At 68.5% G+C, this 21,889-nt stretch carries 23 protein-coding genes and 1 pseudogene; 12 read left to right on the forward strand and 12 right to left on the reverse strand.

What is annotated here, in order from left to right; genetic code table 11:
* Positions 1-24 precede the first annotated feature (24 nt).
* Positions 25-459: a YbaB/EbfC family nucleoid-associated protein gene (locus TU34_RS22450; protein WP_150116597.1), complete on the reverse strand. Its 435-nt coding sequence runs from the start codon at positions 457-459 to the stop codon at positions 25-27.
* 246 nt (positions 460-705) lie between these two features.
* On the opposite strand from TU34_RS22450, the gene TU34_RS23150 reads away from it, so the two are divergent.
* Both TU34_RS23150 and TU34_RS18140 read left to right on the forward strand, forming a co-directional pair.
* Positions 706-1,161 carry a DUF2694 family protein gene (locus TU34_RS23150; protein ID WP_052689038.1) on the forward strand — a complete coding sequence of 152 codons (456 nt, stop codon included), beginning with the start codon at positions 706-708 and terminating at the stop codon, positions 1,159-1,161.
* Complete coding sequence (locus TU34_RS18140) at positions 1,158-1,583, forward strand: YbaB/EbfC family nucleoid-associated protein (RefSeq protein WP_052689039.1); 426 nt, start codon at positions 1,158-1,160, stop codon at positions 1,581-1,583. The genes TU34_RS23150 and TU34_RS18140 overlap by 4 nt, the downstream gene beginning before the upstream one ends.
* A 12-nt stretch (positions 1,584-1,595) precedes the next feature.
* Here the strand turns inward: TU34_RS18140 and TU34_RS18145 are convergent, their stop codons facing one another.
* The 5 genes from TU34_RS18145 to cysD are packed head-to-tail and all read right to left on the reverse strand — an operon-like array spanning position 1,596 to position 5,818.
* Complete coding sequence (locus tag TU34_RS18145) at positions 1,596-1,913, reverse strand: DMT family transporter (RefSeq protein WP_045824312.1); 318 nt, start codon at positions 1,911-1,913, stop codon at positions 1,596-1,598.
* Positions 1,913-2,263, reverse strand: a complete 351-nt coding sequence (locus TU34_RS18150; protein ID WP_045824362.1) for a DMT family transporter — start codon at positions 2,261-2,263, stop codon at positions 1,913-1,915. Before TU34_RS18150 ends, TU34_RS18145 begins: the two co-directional genes overlap by 1 nt.
* An 8-nt stretch (positions 2,264-2,271) precedes the next feature.
* A complete protein-coding gene (locus tag TU34_RS18155) occupies positions 2,272-3,027 on the reverse strand; it encodes a 3'(2'),5'-bisphosphate nucleotidase CysQ (protein WP_045824363.1) in 756 nt (251 codons plus the stop codon).
* Positions 3,028-3,041: 14 nt separating this feature from the next.
* Entirely contained in the window at positions 3,042-4,904 is a 1,863-nt protein-coding gene (cysC, locus tag TU34_RS18160; protein WP_045824313.1) for an adenylyl-sulfate kinase, read from the reverse strand.
* Entirely contained in the window at positions 4,904-5,818 is a 915-nt protein-coding gene (gene cysD / locus TU34_RS18165; protein WP_082080419.1) for a sulfate adenylyltransferase subunit CysD, read from the reverse strand. Before cysD ends, cysC begins: the two co-directional genes overlap by 1 nt.
* 58 nt (positions 5,819-5,876) lie before the next feature.
* Between cysD and TU34_RS18170 the strand changes: the two genes are divergently transcribed.
* The 6 genes from TU34_RS18170 to TU34_RS22455 all read left to right on the forward strand — a co-directional run bounded on the left by TU34_RS18170 (position 5,877) and on the right by TU34_RS22455 (position 12,285).
* Complete coding sequence (locus tag TU34_RS18170) at positions 5,877-6,770, forward strand: helix-turn-helix domain-containing protein (RefSeq protein ID WP_082080420.1); 894 nt, start codon at positions 5,877-5,879, stop codon at positions 6,768-6,770.
* 42 nt (positions 6,771-6,812) lie between these two features.
* The gene (locus TU34_RS18175; protein ID WP_045824316.1) at positions 6,813-7,709 is read left to right on the forward strand and encodes an enoyl-CoA hydratase; all 897 of its coding nucleotides are present in this window, start codon (positions 6,813-6,815) and stop codon (positions 7,707-7,709) included.
* Positions 7,710-8,894 carry an acyl-CoA dehydrogenase family protein gene (locus tag TU34_RS18180; protein ID WP_045824317.1) on the forward strand — a complete coding sequence of 395 codons (1,185 nt, stop codon included), beginning with the start codon at positions 7,710-7,712 and terminating at the stop codon, positions 8,892-8,894.
* Entirely contained in the window at positions 8,891-9,859 is a 969-nt protein-coding gene (locus tag TU34_RS18185) for an acyl-CoA dehydrogenase family protein (RefSeq protein ID WP_045824318.1), read from the forward strand. The genes TU34_RS18180 and TU34_RS18185 overlap by 4 nt, the downstream gene beginning before the upstream one ends.
* Positions 9,856-10,965: an acyl-CoA dehydrogenase family protein gene (locus TU34_RS18190; protein WP_045824364.1), complete on the forward strand. Its 1,110-nt coding sequence runs from the start codon at positions 9,856-9,858 to the stop codon at positions 10,963-10,965. Before TU34_RS18185 ends, TU34_RS18190 begins: the two co-directional genes overlap by 4 nt.
* 72 nt (positions 10,966-11,037) lie before the next feature.
* Positions 11,038-12,285, forward strand: coding sequence for a sensor domain-containing phosphodiesterase (locus tag TU34_RS22455; protein WP_160298551.1), 1,248 nt, complete (start codon positions 11,038-11,040; stop codon positions 12,283-12,285).
* Here the strand turns inward: TU34_RS22455 and TU34_RS18200 are convergent.
* From TU34_RS18200 to hsaA, 6 genes and pseudogenes are all read right to left on the reverse strand, one after another.
* Positions 12,282-13,448 carry a sulfotransferase family protein gene (locus TU34_RS18200; RefSeq protein WP_045824319.1) on the reverse strand — a complete coding sequence of 389 codons (1,167 nt, stop codon included), beginning with the start codon at positions 13,446-13,448 and terminating at the stop codon, positions 12,282-12,284. The two genes, TU34_RS22455 and TU34_RS18200, sit on opposite strands and share 4 nt — an antisense overlap.
* A gap of 28 nt (positions 13,449-13,476) precedes the next feature.
* Positions 13,477-14,259, reverse strand: coding sequence for an SDR family oxidoreductase (locus tag TU34_RS18205; RefSeq protein WP_045824320.1), 783 nt, complete (start codon positions 14,257-14,259; stop codon positions 13,477-13,479).
* A 7-nt stretch (positions 14,260-14,266) separates the two neighbouring features.
* Positions 14,267-15,487, reverse strand: a complete 1,221-nt coding sequence (locus TU34_RS18210; RefSeq protein WP_045824321.1) for a hypothetical protein — start codon at positions 15,485-15,487, stop codon at positions 14,267-14,269.
* Positions 15,478-16,052, reverse strand: a pseudogene (gene hsaB / locus TU34_RS18215) (3-hydroxy-9,10-secoandrosta-1,3,5(10)-triene-9,17-dione monooxygenase reductase subunit). Before hsaB ends, TU34_RS18210 begins: the two are co-directional and overlap by 10 nt.
* A gap of 1 nt (position 16,053) precedes the next feature.
* The gene (hsaC, locus tag TU34_RS18220) at positions 16,054-16,980 is read right to left on the reverse strand and encodes an iron-dependent extradiol dioxygenase HsaC (RefSeq protein WP_045824322.1); all 927 of its coding nucleotides are present in this window, start codon (positions 16,978-16,980) and stop codon (positions 16,054-16,056) included.
* A 4-nt stretch (positions 16,981-16,984) separates the two neighbouring features.
* On the reverse strand, positions 16,985-18,166 hold the full coding sequence (gene hsaA, locus TU34_RS18225; RefSeq protein ID WP_045824323.1) for a 3-hydroxy-9,10-secoandrosta-1,3,5(10)-triene-9,17-dione monooxygenase oxygenase subunit: 1,182 nt from the start codon (positions 18,164-18,166) through the stop codon (positions 16,985-16,987).
* A 181-nt stretch (positions 18,167-18,347) separates the two neighbouring features.
* Between hsaA and TU34_RS18230 the strand changes: the two genes are divergently transcribed.
* From TU34_RS18230 to TU34_RS18245, 4 genes are all read left to right on the forward strand, one after another.
* Positions 18,348-19,550 carry a 3-ketosteroid-9-alpha-monooxygenase, oxygenase component gene (locus TU34_RS18230; RefSeq protein ID WP_045824324.1) on the forward strand — a complete coding sequence of 401 codons (1,203 nt, stop codon included), beginning with the start codon at positions 18,348-18,350 and terminating at the stop codon, positions 19,548-19,550.
* A 4-nt stretch (positions 19,551-19,554) separates the two neighbouring features.
* Positions 19,555-19,917: a hypothetical protein gene (locus TU34_RS18235; protein ID WP_045824325.1), complete on the forward strand. Its 363-nt coding sequence runs from the start codon at positions 19,555-19,557 to the stop codon at positions 19,915-19,917.
* A gap of 67 nt (positions 19,918-19,984) precedes the next feature.
* Positions 19,985-20,785: a VOC family protein gene (locus TU34_RS18240; RefSeq protein WP_045824326.1), complete on the forward strand. Its 801-nt coding sequence runs from the start codon at positions 19,985-19,987 to the stop codon at positions 20,783-20,785.
* Positions 20,786-20,910: 125 nt separating this feature from the next.
* The gene (locus TU34_RS18245) at positions 20,911-21,837 is read left to right on the forward strand and encodes a type IV toxin-antitoxin system AbiEi family antitoxin domain-containing protein (RefSeq protein ID WP_045824327.1); all 927 of its coding nucleotides are present in this window, start codon (positions 20,911-20,913) and stop codon (positions 21,835-21,837) included.
* Positions 21,838-21,889 lie beyond the last annotated feature (52 nt).

Below are 21,889 nucleotides of genomic sequence, written 5' to 3' on the forward strand. Positions count from 1 at the left end.
TGGACGTGGGGATGGGAACGACGCTCACCGGAATCGACGGCGATCGGACTCCGGCGGGTCCGTCGAGGGTGTGGGGGCGGTCGTCAGGGACTCGAAGCCGGGCAGGGCCGCCGCCTTGCCCATGAGATCCCCGGGGTCGGCCAGCGCCCTGATCTCCGCGAGCGTCGCCTCGACCTGACCGCGCACGATCGACGCGGCGACCTGCGCCACCTCGGTGATCTCCACGGCGAGCTCGTCGGGCCGGCGATCGCGGAAGGTGTCCGGATCCAGGTCGGTGCGGATCACCGTGCCGGTCGCGTTCACCCAGATCTCGATCATGCCGTCGCGCGAGGCGGCCGACGCGGTCGACGACATCGCCTGCTCACGCAGTCGCGTGGCCTCGGCCATCGTCTCGGCGAGACCCGCCAGTCGCTCGGCGACCTCCTGTTGTGCGGAGCGCCGAATCGCATCGAGATCCATCACCACCACCTCTCGTCTCGCCCGTTCGTGTCGTCGATGGTTCTAGGACGCGGCGACCCAGCTGTCGGTTCCATCGGGTTCCGGCCGAGTCCATCGGGTTCCGGCCGAGTCCATCGCATCACCCCACGAGGAGAACTGATCAAACGTCCGGTGTGAGAGTAGACGGCACCCGTGGGGTCGGCACGACCTGTGGACAACCCGCCGTCGGGGCGCGCCCCACTGAACTGACGGTGTCATCATGGTGCGGTGACCGGGTACCGCGACCATGATCCGTACGTCTACGAGGAGTACGACGAGTACGACCGCGACGCCGCCGACGAGATCGACCAGGCGCAGGCCGAGGACGAGGCCACCGCGACGTCCACCGAGCACTCGTTGCCGACCGTCGGTCTTGCGGCGACACCGTCGGGGTCGATCGAGGTGCGCACCACCGAGCAGGGCCTGCCCACCTCGATACGGATAGAGCGGTCGGAGATGGACAAGCCGGCCGACACGCTCGCGCGGACGATCCTGCTGCTGTGCCAGCAGGCCGGTAAACGCGCGGCCGCCGCCCACCGCGCCCAGTTGCTCGCCGACGGCCATCCCCTCGAGGCCGTGTCGTACCTCAACCTGCCGACCGACCGTGATGCCGCCGATTTCGATCTGTACGTCGATTCCCAGCTCGGCGACTCCGAGCCCGACACCTGGATGCGCCGCGTATGACCGACACCCCGTCCACGCCCGGAGGTGGCCAATTCCCCCCGCGCGCACCGCTGCCCGACTCGCCACCGATGCCACCGAACTTCGGCATCACCTTCGACGACCTCGAGGCCTCGGCCCGTCGGGCCCTCGAACGCATGCAGTCGATCGGCGAGTCCATCGCGGCGATCGCGGTCGACGAGACCTCCGAGGACGAGAACATCAGTGTGCGGGTCGATGCGATGGGATCTCTGACGGCACTGCGCATCCACGACGACGCCATGTCGATGGACCCACGCGAGCTCGGCGACCTGATCGTCGCCACCGCGACCGCCGCGGCGGGCAAGGCGTTCGGTCAGATGGGCGAACGCATCACCGAGTTCAACACCCTCAGCGCCGAGGACACGCTGCCCGGGGCGCCACCGCCGCCCGACCGGGAGGCGTGAACCTCCCCCGGTTCAGGCCGCACCGACCTCGATGAGCACGACACCGGCCATGACCGCCACGATGCCGAGCACCATCACCCGGGTCAGCGCCTCGCCGAACAGGACGCGCCCGGCGAGCGCGGTGAGTGCGACGCCGGTCGCAGCCCAGATCCCGTAGGCGACACCGAGTCCGACGCCTGCTGCCAGAGTGGCCGAGAGCGCGACGAACGAGATCGCGTAACCGACGGCGACGGCCAGGTAGAACGCCCGCCGCCCGCCCGCGGCGACCCGCAACGACACCGTGCCCGACACCTCGGCGAGCACGGCGATCGCCAGGTACAGCCAGCCCATCAGTCGCCCGCGTCCGGCGAGCGGCGTGCGGGTGAGCCGAACTCGATGCACAGCACACCGCCGATCACGAGGACGATGCCGACGATCATCAGTGCGGTGAACGCCTCACGGAAGATGACCGCCGACAACACGGCCGTGGCGGCGACGCCGAGCGCACCCCAGATCCCGTACGCGACACCGAGTCCCAGACCGGCGCGCAGAACGCGGTCGAGCAGCACGAATGCGCCGAGATAGCCGACCGCGACCACGACATAGAGGCCGGGGTGATCGAGTGCGCCTTTCAGGGCGAGCGACCCCGCGACCTCGGCGCCGATCGCGCACCCGAGCAGCCCCCAGGTCCGCGGGGCCACCGCCTGTGTCACCGCGCCCGGCGCAGCGCCGCGAGGATGGTGTCGGACAGTTCCGGTCGGCAGATCACGAGGTCGGGTAGGTACACGTCGTCGGAGTTGTAGCGCAGGGGCGACCCGTCGATGCGGCTGCAGAAGAGTCCTGCCGCCTCGGCGACGGCAACCGGTGCGGCGGAGTCCCATTCGTACTGTCCGCCGGCGTGGACGTACGCGTCGGCCTCGCCGCGGACCACGGCCATCGCCTTCGCCCCGGCCGAGCCCAGCGGGGTGACGACCCCACCGACGGCGTCGGCGACGGCGTCGGAGAACGTCGGTGGCCGCGATCCGCTCACCACCACGCGCAGGGTGTCGTCGATGCGGGGATCGAGCAGTCCCACAACGGGCCCCACCGGCATCGACCCGGTGTCGTAGGTCACCCCCAGCGCGGGCAGGGCCACGGCGCCGGCGACCAGACCGGTACCGGCGAACCACAACGCCACGTGAACGGCCCAGTCTCGGCGACCCTCCGTGCGGTACTCGCGGGTGCCATCGAGGGGATCGACGATCCAGACGCGGTCGGCGGCGAGCCGTCGGCGGTCGTCGGCCGACTCCTCGGACAACACGGCATCGTCGGGGCGCTCCGCCCGCAACCGTTCCAGCAGGAGATCGTTGGCCTGCTGATCCCCTGCGTCACCGAGCTCGGTGCCGCTCAGACCGCTCTCCGCCCGCAGCGCCACCAGCAACTCCCCGGCCGCGGTGGCCAGTTCGGCGGCCAGGCGTGCATCCACCGACGCGCCACCGGTCACAGTCCGAGATCCCGGATGATGGCGTCGGCGATGTCGGTCGGCGACCCGCCGTCCGGGGTCACGACGATCTCGGCGTCGGTGGGACGTTCGTAGGGCGAGTCGATCCCGGTGAACTGCTTCACCTCTCCCCGACGCGCGCGGGCGTAGAGACCTTTGGGGTCGCGCCGTTCGCACTCGGCGAGCGGGGTGTCGACGAAGACCTCGAAGAACGGCAGGCCGGCGGCGGCATGGATCTCGCGCGCCCGCCGACGTTCCGCGGCGAACGGGCTGATCAGCGAGACGATCGCGACCGAGCCCGAGTCGGCGAACAGCGACGCGACCTCGGAGGTGCGTCGGATGTTCTCGCGTCGGTCGTCGTCGCCGAAGCCGAGGTCGGAGTTGAGTCCGTGGCGCAAGTTGTCACCATCCATCAGGTAGGCGGGGCGCCCGGCCGCGACGAGGCGACGCTCCACCTCCACCGCGATCGAGCTCTTTCCCGATCCGGACAGTCCGGTGAGCCAGATCGTGGCACCACGATACGGACGCTGATCGGCTGACACCTTCGACCCGTGCCACACGATGGTGCTCTGATGGTCGACCGGGCCGCTGATCATGCCCGCGGCCACGGTCGTGTTGGTCGCCTCATCGACGAGGATGAAGCTGCCGGTGTCGCGATTGCGGCGGTAGGCGTCGAACATCAGGGGCTGCTGTGCGTGCAGCGTGACACGGCCGATCTGGTTGACCGACAACGCCTCCGCGGTCTCGTCGCGGTGCAGTGTGTTGATGTCGAGGCGGTAGTTGAGGGTGGTGATCTCCGCGCGCACCGACGCCGTGGTCGCCGAGATGACGTACCGGTTGCCCGGACTCAGCGTGGAGTCGTCGGAGAACCAGCACACCATCGCGTCGACGTCGCGGCCCACCCACGGACGGTTGTTGGGTCGCGCGATCATCTCCCCGCGGGTGATATCGATCTCGTCGCGCAACGACACCGACACCGCCATCGGCGGGAACGCCTGCGCCACCTCGACACCCCCGGGCGCCCAGATGCGATCGATCGTCGAGTTGAAGCCGCCGGGGAGCACCACGACCTCGTCGCCCGGCGCGAAGGTGCCGCCGGCGACGGTCCCGGCGTAGCTGCGGTGATCGGAGCCGTCGCTGCGCTGTGGCCGGATCACGTACTGCACTGGTAGTCGGGCGTCGATCAGATTGCGATCCGACGCGATGTGCACCTCCTCGAGATGGTCGAGGAGCGGCGCACCGTGGTACCAGCCCATGTTCGCGGACGGGGTCACGACGTTGTCGCCGAGCAGGGCCGACACCGGGATGAAGGTGAGGTCGGTGACGGTCAGTTTCGAGGCGAACGAGGCGAACTCGTCACGGATCTCGTCGAACCGGGCCTGCGAATAGTCGACGAGGTCCATCTTGTTGACCGCGAGCACGAGGTGCGGGATGCCCAGCAGCGACGACAGGAACGCGTGGCGTCGGGTCTGTTCGAGCACTCCCTTGCGTGCGTCGATCAGCACGATGGCGAGGTCGGCCGTCGATGCCCCGGTCACCATGTTCCGCGTGTACTGCACGTGTCCCGGGGTGTCGGCGATGATGAACTTGCGCCGCGGCGTGGCGAAGTAGCGGTAGGCGACGTCGATGGTGATGCCCTGTTCGCGCTCGGCACGCAGACCGTCGGTGAGCAGGGCGAGGTTAGCGTACTCGTCGCCGCGTTCGGCGCTGGTCCGCTCGATCGACTCCATCTGATCGGTGAAGATCGACTTCGAGTCGTACAGCAGGCGCCCGATGAGGGTCGACTTCCCGTCGTCGACACTTCCCGCGGTCGCCAGACGCAGCAGTTCTTTTCGGCTCTCGGCCGCGATCGGCAGCGCCATCAGAAGTAGCCCTGCTTCTTGCGGTCTTCCATCCCCGATTCGGAGATCCGATCGTCGGCACGGGTGGCACCACGCTCGGTGAGTCGGGTGGCGGCGACCTCGGCGATGACCTCGGCGACCGTCGTGGCCGCACTGAGCACGCAGCCCGTGCAGGTCGCGTCGCCGACGGTCCGGAAGCGCACGGTCTCGGTACGTGCCGTCTCGTGCTCTGCGGTCTCGAGGAAACGGGTGCGCGCCAACAGCATCCCGTCACGCTCGACGACCTCGCGGTCGTGGGCGTAGTAGATCGGCGGCAGGTCGATGGACTCGGCGGCGATGTACTGCCAGATGTCGAGTTCGGTCCAGTTGCTCAGCGGGAACACCCGGATGTGTTCGCCCGGTGCGTGTCTGCCGTTGTAGAGGTTCCAGAGTTCGGGACGTTGCGCCCGGGGATCCCAGGCGCCGAACCGGTCACGGAAGCTGAAGACGCGTTCCTTCGCGCGGGCCTTCTCCTCGTCACGACGGGCTCCGCCGAACACCGCGTCGAAGCGGTTCTCGGTGATACCGCGCAGCAACGCGGCGGTCTGGAGCCGGTTGCGACTCGCGCCGGGGCCGGTCTGTTCGAGTACCCGCCCCGCGTCGATGTCGTCCTGCACGCTGGAGACGAGCAGTCGCACGCCGGTCTCGGCGACGATCCGGTCGCGGAACTCGATCACCTCGTCGAAGTTGTGCCCGGTGTCGACGTGCATCAGCGGGAACGGGACGGGCGCGGGCCAGAACGCCTTGCGCGCCAGGTGGAACATCACCACCGAGTCCTTGCCGCCCGAGAACAGCAGACCGGGACGCTGCGCGGTGGCCGCGACCTCCCGGATGATGTGCACCGATTCCGCCTCGAGGGCGGCCAGGTGCGACAGCTCGTAACCGCCGTCGAGCATGTGACTCCTCCGACTCAGCGCTTGTGATGTCGATTATTCGACAGTAGCGTTCGACTATGTGACAGTAAACACCACGACATCGGAGCGTCAACCGGTGTCGGCGCCGACGCACCGCGTGGTCGCCGTCGTCGAGTTCCTCGCCTCCGATCCGTCCCGGCGCCCGTCGCTCGCCGAGATCGTGCGCGCGGTCGGGATGACCCGCGCGACCGCGCACGCCGTGCTCACCCAGTTGTGCGCGGAGCGGTGGGTCGACCGTGGCGAGGACAACCGTTTCGCGCTGGCGCCGGCGTTCCTCGGACGGATGGCCGCATCGGCGCGCACACGCCCCCTGGTGGCGACGTTCGGCCCGTCGATACGTGCTGCCGCACGCGACCTCGCCATGCCGGTCATCCTCGCCGAACGCGAGGACGCGTCCATCACCGTGGCCGACATCGCCGGCGACATCGCGTGGGCGCAGACCGGCATGCGCATCCCGATCTGGGCCCCCCTGTGTCGGGAGTTCATCGCGTGGGAACGATCCACCGAGCGCGCGCAGTGGCTCGACACCGTTCCCGAGGCGGCGCGCGACGCGGTCACCGACGTGATCCGCACCGTCGGCGATCGCGGTTTCAGCGTGGAGAACCTGGGGCGCGAGGCGACCGAGGTGATGGCGACGCTGCACTCGGTGCACCGCGCCGATTCGGCCCCGGCGGTGCAACGCCGCATCGCCGACCTGCTGATCGACCTGATGACGTCGGATTACCGACCGGAGGATCTGTCCGGGACGGTCCCGACCATGTCGGTCGCGGTACCCGTCGCCACCCCGGAACGGATCGAGTCCGACGGGTCGCACCGGGTGACCGCATCGCTCGTGGCCTGTCCGGGCGCGACGGTGGATGCACGCCGGATCGACCACATCGTGGAGCGCCTGCGCGAGGCCGTCACCACGACAGACGGTGCGACGACCCCCTGAGGTCGCTTTACCAACCAAGCACTTGCTAGGTATGGTCGGCCCATGACCTCACCACCGCAGATCCCGGCACCTCTCACCGGCGCCGAGCTGACCGCGGACTCCACGCCGGTCGCCTACGAGGTGGCCGACGGTGTCGCGTACGTGACCCTCAACCGTCCCGACTACCGCAACGCGCAGAACTCGGTGATGACCTATTCGCTCGACGCTGCATTCGTGAAGGCGGTCGACGACCGCGGGGTATCGGTGATCGTGCTGCGCGCCCACGGCAAACACTTCTCCGCGGGCCACGACATCGGCACCCCCGAACGTGACTTCCACGTCGAGTACCCCAACACGGCGACCATCTACTGGGACCACACCGACCGCACCGGTGGCGATCAGCGCCTCGCGCGCGAGATGGAGGTCTACGTCGGGATGTGCCGCCGGTGGCGCGACATCCCCAAACCGATGATCGCGCAGGTACACGGCGCGTGCATCGCGGGCGGTCTCATGTTGGCGTGGATCTGCGACTTCATCGTCGCGTCCGACGATGCCTTCTTCTCCGATCCCGTTGCCCGCATGGGCATCCCGGGTGTCGAGTATTTCGCCCATGCCTTCGTACTCGGCCCGCGGCGGGCCAAGGAGATCCTGTTCACCGGCCGCCGCTTCACCGCCGCCGAGGCGCTCGACTGGGGCATGGTCAACCACGTCGTCCCGCGTGACGAACTGTCGACGAAAGTCGCCGAGATCGCGGCATCGATCACCGAGATGCCCCCGCTGGGTCTTGCGCTGTGCAAGAAGGCCGTCAACATCTGCGAGGACCAGATGGGCCTGCGGAACTCGATGGACTCGGTGTTCGGCTGGCACCACTTCGCCCACAGCGCGAACGCCGAGTCATCCGGCGGGGATGCGTTGGGCGGCATGGACGCCCGGTCGATGAAGGCAAGCGGGGCGTCGTAGATGGATCTCGAATTCGACAGCGACGTCGAGGCCTTCCGACTCGAGGTGCGTGACTGGTTGCAGGCCAACGTACCGACCACACCCCTGCCCTCGATGGACACCGCCGAGGGGTTCGAGGCCCACCGCGCGTGGGAGGCGACCATGGCCGACGCGCGGATGTCGGTGGTGAGCTGGCCTCAGGAGTTCGGTGGCCGCGACGCGAGCCTGCTGCACTGGGTGGTCTTCGAGGAGGAGTACTACCGTTCCCGCGCCCCGGGCCGCGTGAGCCAGAACGGGATCTTCCTGCTCGCCCCGACCCTCTTCGATCACGCACACCCCGAACAGCTCGCCCGCATCATGCCGAGAATGGGGCGCGCGGAGGACATCTGGGGACAGGCGTGGAGCGAGCCGGAGGCGGGAAGCGACCTCGCGTCGCTCCGGTCGAGCGCGGTCCGCACCGACGGCGGCTGGCTGCTGCGGGGCCAGAAGACGTGGAGTTCCCGGTCGAGTTTCGCCGACCGCGGGTTCGGACTGTTTCGCACCGACGCCGACTCCAGCCGCCACCGGGGGCTGACCTACTTCATGTTCGATCTCCGCGCCGAGGGGGTCACGGTGCGGCCCATCGCCCAGCTCGACGGCGAACCGGGTTTCGCCGAACTGTTCCTCGACGACGTCTTCGTGCCCGACGACCCCGACAACCCCGGTGAGTCGGGGGTCATCGGCGAGGCCGGCAACGGGTGGAAGATCGCGATGAGCACCGCGGCCAACGAACGCGGTCTGTCGCTGCGGTCGCCAGGCCGGTTCCTGGCGACCACCGACCGGCTGCTCGAACTGTGGGGGCACCGGGATCCCACGGACCCCGACGCCGCAACGCTCGGCGCGCGTGTCGCCGATGCCTGGATCGGCGCCCGCGCCTACGAGCTGTCGACGTACGCGACGGTCAGTCGTCTCGCCGAGGGCGGGCAGCTGGGGATGGAGTCGTCGGTCACCAAGGTGTTCTGGTCCGAGTGGGACATCGCGACCCACGAGACCGCACTCGATCTCCTCGGCGTGGACGCCGAACGCGCCGACTCCCCCGGCGGTGACCACGACTGGATGGGCGGTCATCTGTTCTCCCTGTCGGGCCCGATCTACGCCGGCACCAACGAGATCCAGCGCAACGTGATCGCCGAGCGGCTGCTGGGACTCCCGAGAGGCGACCGATGAGATTTCTGCTCGACACCGAACACCTCGATCTCGCGGGCAGTATCGACGCGATGCTCGCCCGCGCCGACATGCCCGCGGTGGTGCGGGCGTGGAACGACGGCGATCACGACCCGGGCCGAGCGGTGTGGCGCGGGCTCGCCGACACCGGCGTCACCGCGCTGCTCGCCTCGGAGGAGGCGGGCGGCGTCGGGGCGGGCGCGGTCGAGATGGTCGTCGCGGCCGAACAACTCGGTCGCCACTGCGTACCCGGCCCGGTCGCCGAGACCGTCGCCGTCGTCCCGGTCGTGCTGTCCGCCGCCGGACGGGCCGACCTCGCCGAACCACTGTTCGCGGGGGACCTCGCGACGATCGCGGTGCCCGACGAGGTGCCGTACGCCGCCGACGCGATGACCGCCGACCTCGTTCTGCTCCTGCAGGATTCGGTACTGCACGTCGCCGAACCCGACGTCACCCACGCCTCGGTCGACCGGTCGCGGCACATCTCCACCGTCGTCGCCCGTGAGTCGGTGGCGACCGACATCGACACGCAGCGGGCCCTCGAGATCGGTGCGCTGGCCACCGCGGCGCAGCTCGTGGGTCTGGCGTCGGCGATGCTGTCGACGGCGAGCGATCATGCGCGCAACCGGACCCAGTTCGGGCGCCCGATCGGATCGTTCCAGGCCGTGAAGCACCACCTCGCCGACGTCGCGATCGCCGTGGAGATGGCACGCCCCCTGGTGCACGGGGCCGCGCTGGCGATCGACTCCGGCGCCGCGACGACCGGGCGCGACGTCTCCGCCGCGAAGGTCGCCTGCGGCCGCGCCGCCGATCTCGCGGCACGCACCGCCCTGCAGACCCTGGGCGCGATCGGCTACACCGCCGAACACGACCTGTCGCTCTACCTGACCAAGACCCGTGCGCTGCAATCGGCGTGGGGCACCGCGGCGCGACACCGCCGCACGGTGTTGTCGGCGATCACCGCATGAGCGACACCGTGTTCGCCGCACCCGGGGTCGACACCGCCGAACAGTCCGCGCTGCGCGACTCGGTGCGCACCGTGCTGGCCCGCCAGGGCGGATCGGCGTCGTTGCGCGCCGCGATGGCCGCGACCCCCCGGTTCGACGGCTCTCTGTGGAGAACACTGGCCGAGCAGGTGGGGGTGGCCGCGCTCGCCGTGCCCGAACGGTTCGGCGGGGTCGGCGCCACGCTGGTGGAGAGCCACATCGTCCTCGAGGAACTCGGGCGGTCGCTGCACCCCGTGCCGATGCTGGGCGCGGTGCTCGCCACGCAGGCCCTGCTGCTCACCCGCGACGACGACGCCTGCGCACGATTGCTCCCCGGTATCGCCGAGGGGTCGTCGGTCGCCGCACTGTGCTGGGCCGACGAATCGGGCTGGGACACCCGCGGCGTCGTCGCCGATGGCGGACTCCTGACCGGGACGGCGCACTACGTGCTCGACGGCGAGTACGCCGACGTGTTCCTGGTGATCGCCCGCTCGGGGACGCACACGACGCTGCACGAGGTCTCCCCCGACGCCGACGGGGTGTCCCGGACCCCGCTGCCCGTGCTCGACCCGACACGACCGCTGACCCGGGTGACCTTCGACGACACACCTGCTCAGACGATCGCCGCACCCGGCGACCTCATCGGTCGACTCCAGGCCGTCGCCTCGGTCGCCCTCAGCGCCGAGCAGGTCGGGGTGTCCGCAGAACTGCTCGACCGGACGGTCGCCCACACGTCCGCACGTACCCAGTTCGGCCGGCCGATCGGCTCGTTCCAGGCCCTCAAACATCGGATGGCCGACATGTTCGTGGCGGTCGAGTCGGCGCGATCGATCTCCTACGCCGCCGCCCACGCGCTGGCGCACGACTCCGGACCGGACGGCGCCGACCCCACCATCGCCGCGGCCCGCATCCACTGCTCCCGCGCCGCGGCGGCCGTCGCCGGAGAGGCGGTGCAGATGCACGGCGGGATCGGCATCACGTGGGAGCACGACGTCCAGCTGTACTTCAAACGCGCCCACACCGACGCGCAGCTGTTCAAACGCCCGCAGACGGCGAACGAGGGCCTTGCGAGGACCCTCGAACTGTAAAAAGTTCAGCCGTTCGACCGACTTGCGTCCACATCAGTCCGCCGTCGCGATCACCGTATTACCATCGCGATGATGAACGACCGCTCGAGTTCGCGCGCCGGGAACGCGGCGAACTACGTGGACCCGAAGGCGGTCAGCCCTGCTCTGACCACCACTCTCGAACTCGCGGCGCGCGCGGTGGACTTCTCGATGGCGATCCTGCACATCCTCGACGACGAGAACCAGTACGTGCTGGCCGCGCACGGCGTCCGCGGAGCCATCGGCTCGGTCACGCCGCGCCAGAACACGACCTGCCGCGAGGTCGTCGACACCGGACGTCCGCTCGTCATCGCCGACGCCACGAACTCGACGATCAACGAGTCGCTGCTCGATCCGCTGCGCAAGGCCGGTCTGCGGACGTACGTCGGTGTACCGCTGTTCAGTCGCGAGCACACCGCGATCGGGACGTTGTGCCTCACCGACACCGAGGTGCGTGAACTCGACGTCGACGACCTCACCCTGCTGCAGAAGTACGCCCGCGTCCTCGAGGAGCAACTCGAGTTGCAGCGCGACCGGGAGGTCACCGCCGGGGTCTACCCGCTCGACGAGATCATCACCGGGCTCCAGCGCGGCGAGATCCGCCCGTACTTCCAGGCGATCGTCGATCCGCGCACCCGCCGCATGCACGGGTACGAGGCGCTGTGCCGCTGGATGCACCCCACCGACGGTCTGCTCCCACCGAGCCGTTTCTTGCCCGCGGTCCGCGACACCGACATCATGCTCGACATCGACCTGTCGGTGATGCGCATCGCGATGACGGTGATGGCCGGGTCGTCGGACACCGTGGTGCACGTCAACGTCGACGGCGCGCATCTGATCCGACCGGCGCGACTGCACCTCCTGCTCGACGCCGTCGCCGAGGGCGCGTTGCCCCCCGAACGTCTGTGCCTCGAACTCGTCGAATCGGCCACCCTCGACGACACCGAGGCCATCGAGGCGATCTCCGCGCTGCGCGCTCTCGGCACCCACATCGTGATCGACGACGTGGGCCGCGGATGGTCGTCGCTGAGCCGCATGATCACCTGGCCCATCGACGGTTTCAAGATCGACGCGTCCCTCACCGCCGGCCTCGGCACCGACGTCGTCGACCACCTGCTCAGCGGACTCATCAGCCACGCCGCGGCCAACAATCTCAGCGTGATCGCCGAGGGGATCGAGACGCCCGAGCAGGTCACCTCGCTCGTCGCGCTGCACTGCCCACTGGCGCAGGGCTACCACTTCCAGGTGCCGCAGCCCTATCCCATCGCCCTGCGTGCCGGAGACGTGACCGAGCGCATCTAGCGGCGGGCGATCAGGCCGTCGAACGCGTCGTCGACGGCGGCCTCGGTGAGTCCGAAGTCCTCGAGCGAATAGCGGTGCACCGGTTTGCGATCGCCGCTCTTGCTCTCGGCGTCCATGGCGACCATCGCCGCGCGTGCCTCGTCGCCGAGAGGCGTGCCCAGTGCGGTGTAGATCGTCTCGACCGCGCCGAGGGGATCGTCACGGAGGTCGGCGAAGTCGATGTCGACGAACGACGCGGGATCGTGTCGTGCCCGCGCCTGGGTGAATCGCTGCAGACCCCGCGACCACAGTTCGAGTTGGGTCGCACCGATGGTGTCGCCGACGAACGTCGTCGACCACCCGTCGGTGGCGCTGGCGGCCAACGAGCACATCGATCCGATGATCGTGCGCGGCGGCCGGTGGGTCTGGACCACGAGGGCGTCGGGATAGACGGCGAGGAGTTCGTCGAGAGCGAACAGGTGGCTCGGATTCTTGAGCACCCACCGCTTCTCGGGCTCGTTCGCGCCGATCAGTGCCAGGTTGCGACGGTGGCGTTCGTAGGCCGGCGTCCAGTCACGACCGTCGAGCCAGCGTGAGTAGGTCGGCAGATGCGCCAGCGACTCGTACGAGATCGACATCATGGTCTGCCGCAGGAGTTGCCAGCACTCCTCGACGTCGTCGGCACTCATGTAGTGCAGGCCCATGAACTCCGGGTTCTCCACGTGGTGTTGCTCGAGGCCGGCATTGATCTGTTGGAACACGGGATTCGCGGCCCACGTGTCGCGCGGCGGGCGCGGTTGGGGGAACTCCGCCAACCACATCTCGAGACCCTGGTGCGCGGGATCGGCGGTCAGCAGGCGGTGCAGTGCCGTGGTGCCCGTCCGCGGCAGCCCGGTGACGAAGATCGGCCGGGTGATCGGGGTCGAGGACAACCCGGGGTTCGCCGTGAACGACGCCTGACTGACCAGCCGCGCCACCAGTGCGCCGCGGAGGAAGAACCGGGACATCTTGCTGCCCAGTTCGGTCAGGCCTGCGTCTCGCTGGTAACTCTCCAGCAGCACCGACAGGCCCTCGCGGTAGTCGTAACCGCCCGGCTCGTCGGTACCGAAATCGTCGAGCCCGCAGGCCTTGATCGCCGAGGCGTGCAGGTCCTCGACGGTGCCCACACCGGTACGTCCGGTCATCGTCGGTCCTCTCAGGAGTGATCTCGCATCAACTATGGAACTGGCCGCAGTTGACGTCGAGGGTCTGCCCGGTGATCGCACTGGCCCAGTCCGACGCCAGGAACACCACCGCCCGCGCGATCTCGTCGGGTTCGGGCAGTCGCTTGAGGTCCGACTTCGAGGCCGTCTCGCGGTAGACGTCGTCGGGGCTGATGTCGTACTTCTTCGCGACCTCGCCGAAGTACCACCGGAGTTGATCGTCCCAGATGTACCCGGGCGCAACACTGTTCACCCGGATGCCGTGGTCTCCCAGTTCGGTCGCCAGGGTCTGCGACATCGCCAGCAGCGCCGCCTTGGCCAGCTTGTAGCTGCCGTAACGGGGTTCGCTGTGGCGCAGCACCATCGAGTTGATCATCACCACCGCACCGGACGTCGCGCCCAGAGCCTCGGTGAACGCCTTCGTCATGCGCAGACCGCCGAGCACGGTGAGGGCGAGGCTGGAGGTGATGGCGTCGAAGTCGGTGCGGGCCAACGACTTCATCGAGGGCAGGGCGAAGGCGTTGTTGACGAGCGCGTCGACGCGGCCGAACCGCTCCACCGTCGCCGCGACGAGGGCGTCGACCGCCTCGTCGGAGGTGATGTCGGTCGGCACCGCGTGCGCGACACCACCGGCGGTGGTGATCTCGTCGGCCACCGCGTGCAGACGTTCGGGGGTCCGTGCCGCGAGCACGACCGATGCCCCGGCCGCGGCGGACTGCAGGCATATCGACCGGCCCAGTCCGGGACCCACGCCGCCGACCACGACGACCTTGCCGTCCAACAGTCCGGTCATCTCGCCCTCACCCCAACATCCTGCTCGCGATGCCGCGCTGTCGGGCGGCGATCCGCTCCCGCCAACCGTCGGCGTCGATCACGTTGTGGGAGTGGAACGGGAGGTGTTGTGCGACATCGTCGAACGCGATGACCTGCGCGGTGGGGCCCGCGCTCGCAGGGATGGGCGCCGAGGTGCGTTGCCACCGGATCTGCAGGATGCCGTGGCTGCGGCCGGTGGTCTCGATCCAGTTGGCGACACCGGGATCGCGGCGGGAGACCACCATGCGGATCATGCCGTCGGGGTCGGTCTGCGCCTGGGCGGTGTTGAGGCTGGTCTGATGGCCGATGTAGTCGAGCGAGATGTACCACATGCTCCCCAACTGGAAACCCTGATACGGCGCATCGGATCTCGGGACCGTGATGATCATGGCCTCGTCGTCGGCGAGGTCGTAGTGCCCGACCGAGGAGAACTGTGTCGACAGTCCGCCGGGGGTGAGGCGGGGCTCGGTGAAGGTGTTCACCGGCAGGTCGAGATAGAACCATTTCGGGAAGTTGAACCAGGTGTTGATCCGCGAGAGCAACATCTTGCCGGCCACCCGATACCGCTTGGTGAGAACCGCGATGTCGGGTTCGTCGGCCGGGGTACCCACGGTGTCGACGCGCTCGATCGAGATGGTCCCCTTCTGCTCGGCCGGCCAGTCGCCGAACACCTCGCGCACCGCGAGCGTGGTGGCCCCGTCGGCGAGGGTGAAGTGGTTCGGCCGTGTCTCGTCGGGACCGTAGGGGCCGAACCACAACTCGAAGGAACCGTCGGCGGCGATGTCGAGGCGTCGGTCGTCGAACGCGTCGTCGCCACCGGGAACCCGGTCGGGGTCGTAGTTGCCGGTGATCACCTGGAAACTGAGATCGGTGGTGGTGCCCCGCGTCCCGGTGACCCGGTACTCGGCGCCGGCCACGAGATCGGCGCTGTAGTAGAGGGTGTCGGGGTTGTCGAGGCCCATCTTCGTGTACGGGCCGGTGGAGGTGACGAAGAACGGGTGGGTCAGCGCCCGCGACCACGCGAGTTGCATCACCGCGTGGATGCTCTGCCCGAGATAGCTGTACCCCTCGGCGAGGTCGATGTCGGTGCGGATGAAATCGGCTCCGCGGATCAACTCCTCGGCCTCGGCGATCGCCGCGGTCAGCGGTGCGGTGATGTCGGCGACCGGCACCGGCGTCGACGCCGGGATGTCGCTGCTCACAGCCATGTGTCGCCTCCGGTCCAGGTGAGGAAGTTCTCGAGCTCGGCCTGCGCCGGCGTCACCCGCGGATGTTCGGTCGACAGATAGCCACCGCGATAGAACAGCAACGGCTTGTCCTGCAGCATCTCGCCGAGCACGGTGACCCTGCCGATCACGATGAAGTGGTCGCCACCGTCGTCGACGCGTTCGATGTCGCACTGCGCCCAGGTGATGCAGTGGCGGATCACCGGCAGGCCCCCGGGTGACCGGTCCCAGTCGATGTGCGCGAACTTGTCGGTGCCCGGCGCGCCGAAGGTGGCGCTGACGTCCTGCTGGTGGTTGGACAGGATGTTCACGCAGAACCGACCGGCCGTCTCGATGACCTTCCAACTGCGCGCGAGGTCTTCTGCGGACAGAACAGCACGAGCGGCGGGTCGAGCGACAGCGCGGCGAACGACTGGCAGGCGAACCCGGCCGGTGATCCCTCGGCGTCGAGGGTGGTGATCACGGTGACCCCGGTGCAGAACTGCCCCATCGCGGTGCGGAACTGGCGCGGGTCGAAATCGGTGGTGCCTCGCGAGGCGTGGCTCATGTCAGTTCGCGAACCCGATGGAGAAGTCGTGGCCCCAGAGACTCACCGCGGTGCTCTCGCGCGCCACCCATTCGTGATCGTCGACAGTGCGTCCCTCGCAACCGAATTCGATGTCGAACCCACCGGGGGTCTTCATGTAGAAGGAGTACATGAGGTCGTTGACGTGGCGGCCCAGGGTCGCCGACATCGGCACCTTCTTGCGCAGCGCCCGGTCGTGGGCGAGGCCGACATCGTCGGTGGAGCCCACCTCGACCATGAGGTGCACGATCCCCGTGGTGTTCGGGATCGGCAGGAACGCGAGGCTGTGGTGGCGCGGATTGCATCCGAAGAACCGCAGCCACGGGGTCGGGTCGCCCTCGCTGCGCCCGACCACCTGCGGGGGCAGGCGCATCGAGTCGCGCAGACGGAAGCCGAGGACGTCGCGATAGAACTCGAGCGAGGCCTCGTCGTCGTCGGTGGTGAGCACCACGTGCCCGAGGCCCTGTTCACCGGTGACGAAGGTGTGCCCGTACGGACTCACCACCCGTCGGTGCTGCAGCGCCACACCGTGAAACGCCTCGAGGACGTTGCCGGTGGGATCGGAGAACACGATCATCTCGACGACCTGACGGTCGACGAGCTCGGAGTCCTTCGCCTCGCGGTAGACGATGCCCGCCGCCGAGAGGCGGTCCCGCACCTCCTGCAGCCCTGCGGCATTCGCACATTCCCACCCCGATGAGGCAAGGCGGTCCTGGTCGCCGGGGACGATGACCAGTCGCGCCGGGAAGTCGTCCATGCGCAGGTAGAGAGCGCCTTCGGTGGTGCCCTTGCCCTCCACCATGCCGAGGACCTTGAGTCCGTAGTCGCGCCAGGCCGCCATGTCGGTGGCCTCGATGCGCATGTATCCGAGCGAGCGGATCGGTCCGGAGTCGGTGGTTGCCGAGACCATGCGATCAGACCATCGTGTCGCCGATGGGGATGCCGTACTCCCCGTTGGCGAAGGCCTGGTAGGCACGCTCGGCGTCGTTGGCGGCGTGCACACGGCCGGCGTGGGCGTCCCGCCAGAAGCGTTGCAGCGGTTGATCGCTGTCGAGTGCCCGGGCGCCGGCAGCCTCGAAGAGGCGGTCGATCGCGGAGATCGAGCGCGACGACGCGCGGACCTGGTCGCGACGGGCACGCAGCCGCAGCTCCATCGGGACCTCCTCGCCGGCCACGATGAGGTCGTATTCGTCCTGGACGTTGCCGGAGAGTTGACGCCACGCGGCGTCGATGTCGCTGGCGGCCTCGGCGATACGGACCTTGCCGAACGGGTCGTCCTTCGCCTTCTCACCGGCGTAGGCCGCGCGGACACGCTTGCCCTGGGCCTCGACGTGCGCGGCGTACGCGCCGTAGCCCATGCCGACAACCGGGGTCGAGATCACGGTCGGATGGATGGTGCCCCAGGGCATCTTGTAGACCGGTGCGGTGTTGGTCTCGAGGCCCGGCGCGGTGCCGGTGGCCATGGCGCGGAAGCTGAGCATGCGGTGCGAGGGCACGAAGGCGTCCTTGACGACCAGCGTGTTCGATCCGGTGCCCTTGAGTCCCGCGACGTGCCAGACGTCGCGGATCTCGTAGTCGCTGCGGGGCAGCAGGTAGCTGACGAAGTCGACGGGCTTGCCGTTCTTGAACACCGGGCCACCCACGAAGGTCCACTGCGCGTGGTCACACCCCGACGACCAGTGCCACTCGCCGTTCACCTTGTAGCCGCCGTCGACGACCTCACCCATGCCCATCGGGGCGTAGGAGGAACCGATGCGTGTGGTCGGGTCGTCGCCCCACACCTCCTCCTGCGCCTGCTGGGGGAACAGCGCGAGGTGCCAGTTGTGGATCCCGAGGATCGACGAGACCCAGCCGGTGGAGCCGCAGGCGGTGGCCAGACGTCGGACAGCCTCGTAGTAGGTGACCGGGTCGACCTCGTAGCCGCCCCACTGCGAGGGCTGGACGAGCTTGAAGAAGCCCACCTCGTCGAGGCTGTCGATGGTCTCGGTGGGAATGCGGCGCTGATCCTCGCACTCCTGGGCACGCTTCTCGATCTCGGGCAGCAGGGAATCGATCTTGTTCAGCACCTCGGTGCCGATCTCACTCCGCTGTGTCATGCGCGCACTCCCAACTCATGGTGAACAATCTCGGATCCAAGACTAGAACACGTTCTCATTTATGTCGAGGCCTGCGCGTTTGCGCCGGTACAGTGGCGTCTCGAAGGGCATTTCTGTAACGTGTTCTACTGATGATGCCGCGGGTACACGCCGCGTGTGGCCGGTCGCGAGGAGCGTTGAGATGACTGATCTGCAGAACGATGTCGCCATCCGCGAGATCGACACCGGGACCCCGCCCACCCGCTTCGCCCGGGGATGGCACTGCCTGGGTCTGGCCTCGGAGTTCACCGACGGCGTCCCGCACTCCATCGAGGCCTTCGGCACCAAACTCGTCGTCTGGTCCGATGCCGACGGGGAGGTGAGCATCCTCGACGCGTACTGCCGCCACATGGGCGGCGACCTGTCGAAGGGCAGCGTCAAGGACGGCAACATCGCGTGTCCGTTCCACGACTGGCGCTGGAAGGGCAACGGCCGCTGCGCCGGCGTCCCCTACGCCAAGCGCACACCCAAGCTCGCGAAGACCCGCGCCTGGCCGACGATGATCCGCAACGGACAGCTGTTCGTCTACAACGATCCCGAGGGCAACCCGCCGCCCGCCGACGTCGTGATCCCCGAGATCGAGGAGTTCGGTACCGGCGAGTGGACCGACTGGACCTGGAGCCGCATCGTCATCGAGGGCTCCAACTGCCGCGAGATCATCGACAACGTCGTCGACATGGCGCACTTCTTCTACATCCACTACGCGCTCCCCGACTACTTCAAGAACGTCTTCGAGGGCGAGACCGCGGCGCAGTACATGAACTCCCGTGGCCGGCCCGACATCGAGATGACGTCGGCCTACGGCGACAGCTACCTGAAATCGATTGCGGCGTACTACGGTCCGGCCTACATGCTGAACCCGATGCACCAGACCTACGGCGGCTACGCGATCGAGACGATCCTGACCAACTGCCACTACCCCATCGACAACAACTCGTTCGTGTTGATGTTCGGCGTGATGGCCAAGAAGCCCGAGGGCTTGTCCGAGGAGCAGGCGCAGGGCATGGCACGCAAGATCTCCGAGGGCGTCGAGGTCGGGTTCCTGCAGGACGTCGAGATCTGGAAGCACAAGAGCCGCATCGACAATCCCCTCCTCGTCGAGGAGGACGGGCCTGTGTACCAGCTGCGCCGGTGGTACGAGCAGTTCTATGTCGACGCCGCCGACGTCACCGAGGAGATGACGGCACGCTACGAGTACGAGATCGACACCACCAAGGCCCTGGAGAACTGGGGTGTCGAGGTCGAGGACAACCTGCGCCGCAAGGCCGCGGGCGAGGACACCGAGTCCGACATCCGGGCCGAGCAGCAGAAGCTGTCGGCGACCAACGACGCCGCGAAGGTGTGACGCGATGACGCGGGCCGTCGACCGACCGACCGGGTCGGTGGGTGCGTGGGCGAAGGCCCCCGACTTCGCCGACGACCCGCACCGGCGTGCCGAGATCGCCTCGGCCACCGACCGCGATCGGGCGCACTACCTGCGCGACGGTTTGCGCGAGATCGAGTGTCGGGCGTGCCATGCCTGCGTGATGGTGAAGAAGATCAGCGAGTTCCAGACCAGCGTGCAGTGGTCGGGCGAGGCCCGGGCGCAGTGCCCGGAGCTGACCCGGGTCCGCGACAGCGGCGGCAACCCGGCGATGACCCCCACGTGTTCACGGCTGTCGGCCAGCATCGACCACGGTGTCATCGAGGGGATCATCCCGCCGCACCAGTGATCGGCGATGATTTCTCGCGACGTCGCCGGTCTGTACCGGTGACATCCACCCGCGAGAGGATCTGACGATGACCGAGTACTCCGCGCCCGCCGGCGCACCCATCTGGTTCGACCTGATGAGCTCCGACCCCGCACGTGCCGCGGAGTTCTATGGTGCGGTGTTCGGCTGGGAGGTCGAGGGACCGCCGCGCAAAGAGTTCGGCGGATACCAGAACTTCACCCGTGCCGGAGCCCGCGTCGCGGGACTGAGCCCGTGGATGGAGCAGGCGGGCGGGCCCGCCGACATCTGGTCGGTGTACCTGCACGCCCCCGACGCCGCCGCCACGGTCGCGGCCGCCGAGAAGGCCGGGGCCAGCGTGAACGTGCCGCCGATGGCCGTCGGCACCGAGGGCACGATGGCGATGGTCGCCGATCCGGCCGGTGCCGCGATCGGCTTCTGGCAGCCCGCCGACCATGTCGGGTTCACCACCTGGGGCGAGCACGGCACACCCTACTGGTTCGAGAGCCAGTCGAAGGACTACGCCGCATCGACCGCCTTCTACTCGACGGTGACGGGGGCGAGCCTGCTCGAGGTCGGCACCGGGGGCGCCGAGGACGCCCAGGGCCCGGAGCACTACTCGCAGTTGATGTACGGCGAACTGGGCTACGCCGGGATCATGGACGCGGTGAAGGTGTTCCCGCCCGAGGTGCCGTCCTTCTGGCAGTTCTACGTCACCGTCGACGACGTCGCCGCGGCCACCGCCGAGGTCTCCCGACAAGGAGGCGAGGTCCTCATGGGCGGCGAGGTGACCCCCTTCGGCACCCTCGCCTCCGCCAAGGACCCCATGGGCGCCGTCTTCTGCTACGCCTCACCGCCCGAAGGCATGTAGCCCCTGCGATCTGAGGAAACGCGGGTCGAATCGGGGAACGCGGGTGCCACGGCACCGGCGTTACACGGATCGGCCCGCGTTCGTCGCGCCTGGAACCGGACGGTCACGGCGTCAGTCAGAACAGGATGATCACCTTCCCGACCGATCGTCACGGACTCGTCCACCGAGAGATCGCCTTGGCAGCGGGGTTCACCGACGACGAGATCAGACGCGAGCTGCGCGACGGTCGTCTGTGTCGCGTGCAGCGAGGCGTGTACGTCGCCCCCGCTCCGCGATCACCCGAGGACGTTCACCGGCTGGCCGCGGTCGCGTCGGCCGAGATCTCGGGCGACCGTACGGTTCTGAGCCACCAGTCTGCGGCCACGGTGCACGGACTGTCACTGCTGAGGCCGGATCTGCAACGGATCCACACGACGAACGGGCGCCTCACGGGTGGCTGGCGGACGTCGATCCGGCAGGATCACGTGGGTTCACTCGCCGACGGCGAGGTCACGACCATCGACGGGGTGCGCGTCACCTCGCTGGAACGGACGGCGGTCGACGCCGCCCGTACGGCACGTGGCGGGTTCGCCGCGGCGCTGTCCGTCTTCGATTCCGCACTTCGCCTCGGCGCCGACCGCGCGGCGATGGCCGACGGTCTCGCGGCAACCCGCCGCGGAGTCGGACCGGCGCGCCGCGCGTTCTCACTCGCCGACGGCAAGGCGGAGAATCCCGGGGAATCGTGGAGCCGCGCTCAGATGATCGAGGCCGGCCTCCCGACACCGCGCCTGCAACACGAGTTCCGAGACGCAGACGGGAATGTCATCGCGCGCACCGACTTCGACTGGTCGGGCCGGTTGGTCGGCGAATTCGACGGTGACGTCAAGTATCAGAAGTATCTGCGACCCGGCGAGACGCCGTTCGACGCGATGAAGCGAGAAAAGCTCCGAGAGGACGCACTACGCCGACTCGGGATCATGGTCATCCGATGGACCTGGAGTGACCTCGTGTCGGGTCGGTTGGTACCGATGATCCGCGAGTGGCTCATCCGACTCGACCTGATGGCCGCGTAACGCGTGCGGAGTCGGCGAACGCGGGCGCCCCGACCCTCGCGTTCGCCGAGAC

Source organism: Williamsia herbipolensis, from assembly GCF_000964005.1.
Taxonomy (GTDB): domain Bacteria; phylum Actinomycetota; class Actinomycetes; order Mycobacteriales; family Mycobacteriaceae; genus Williamsia_A; species Williamsia_A herbipolensis.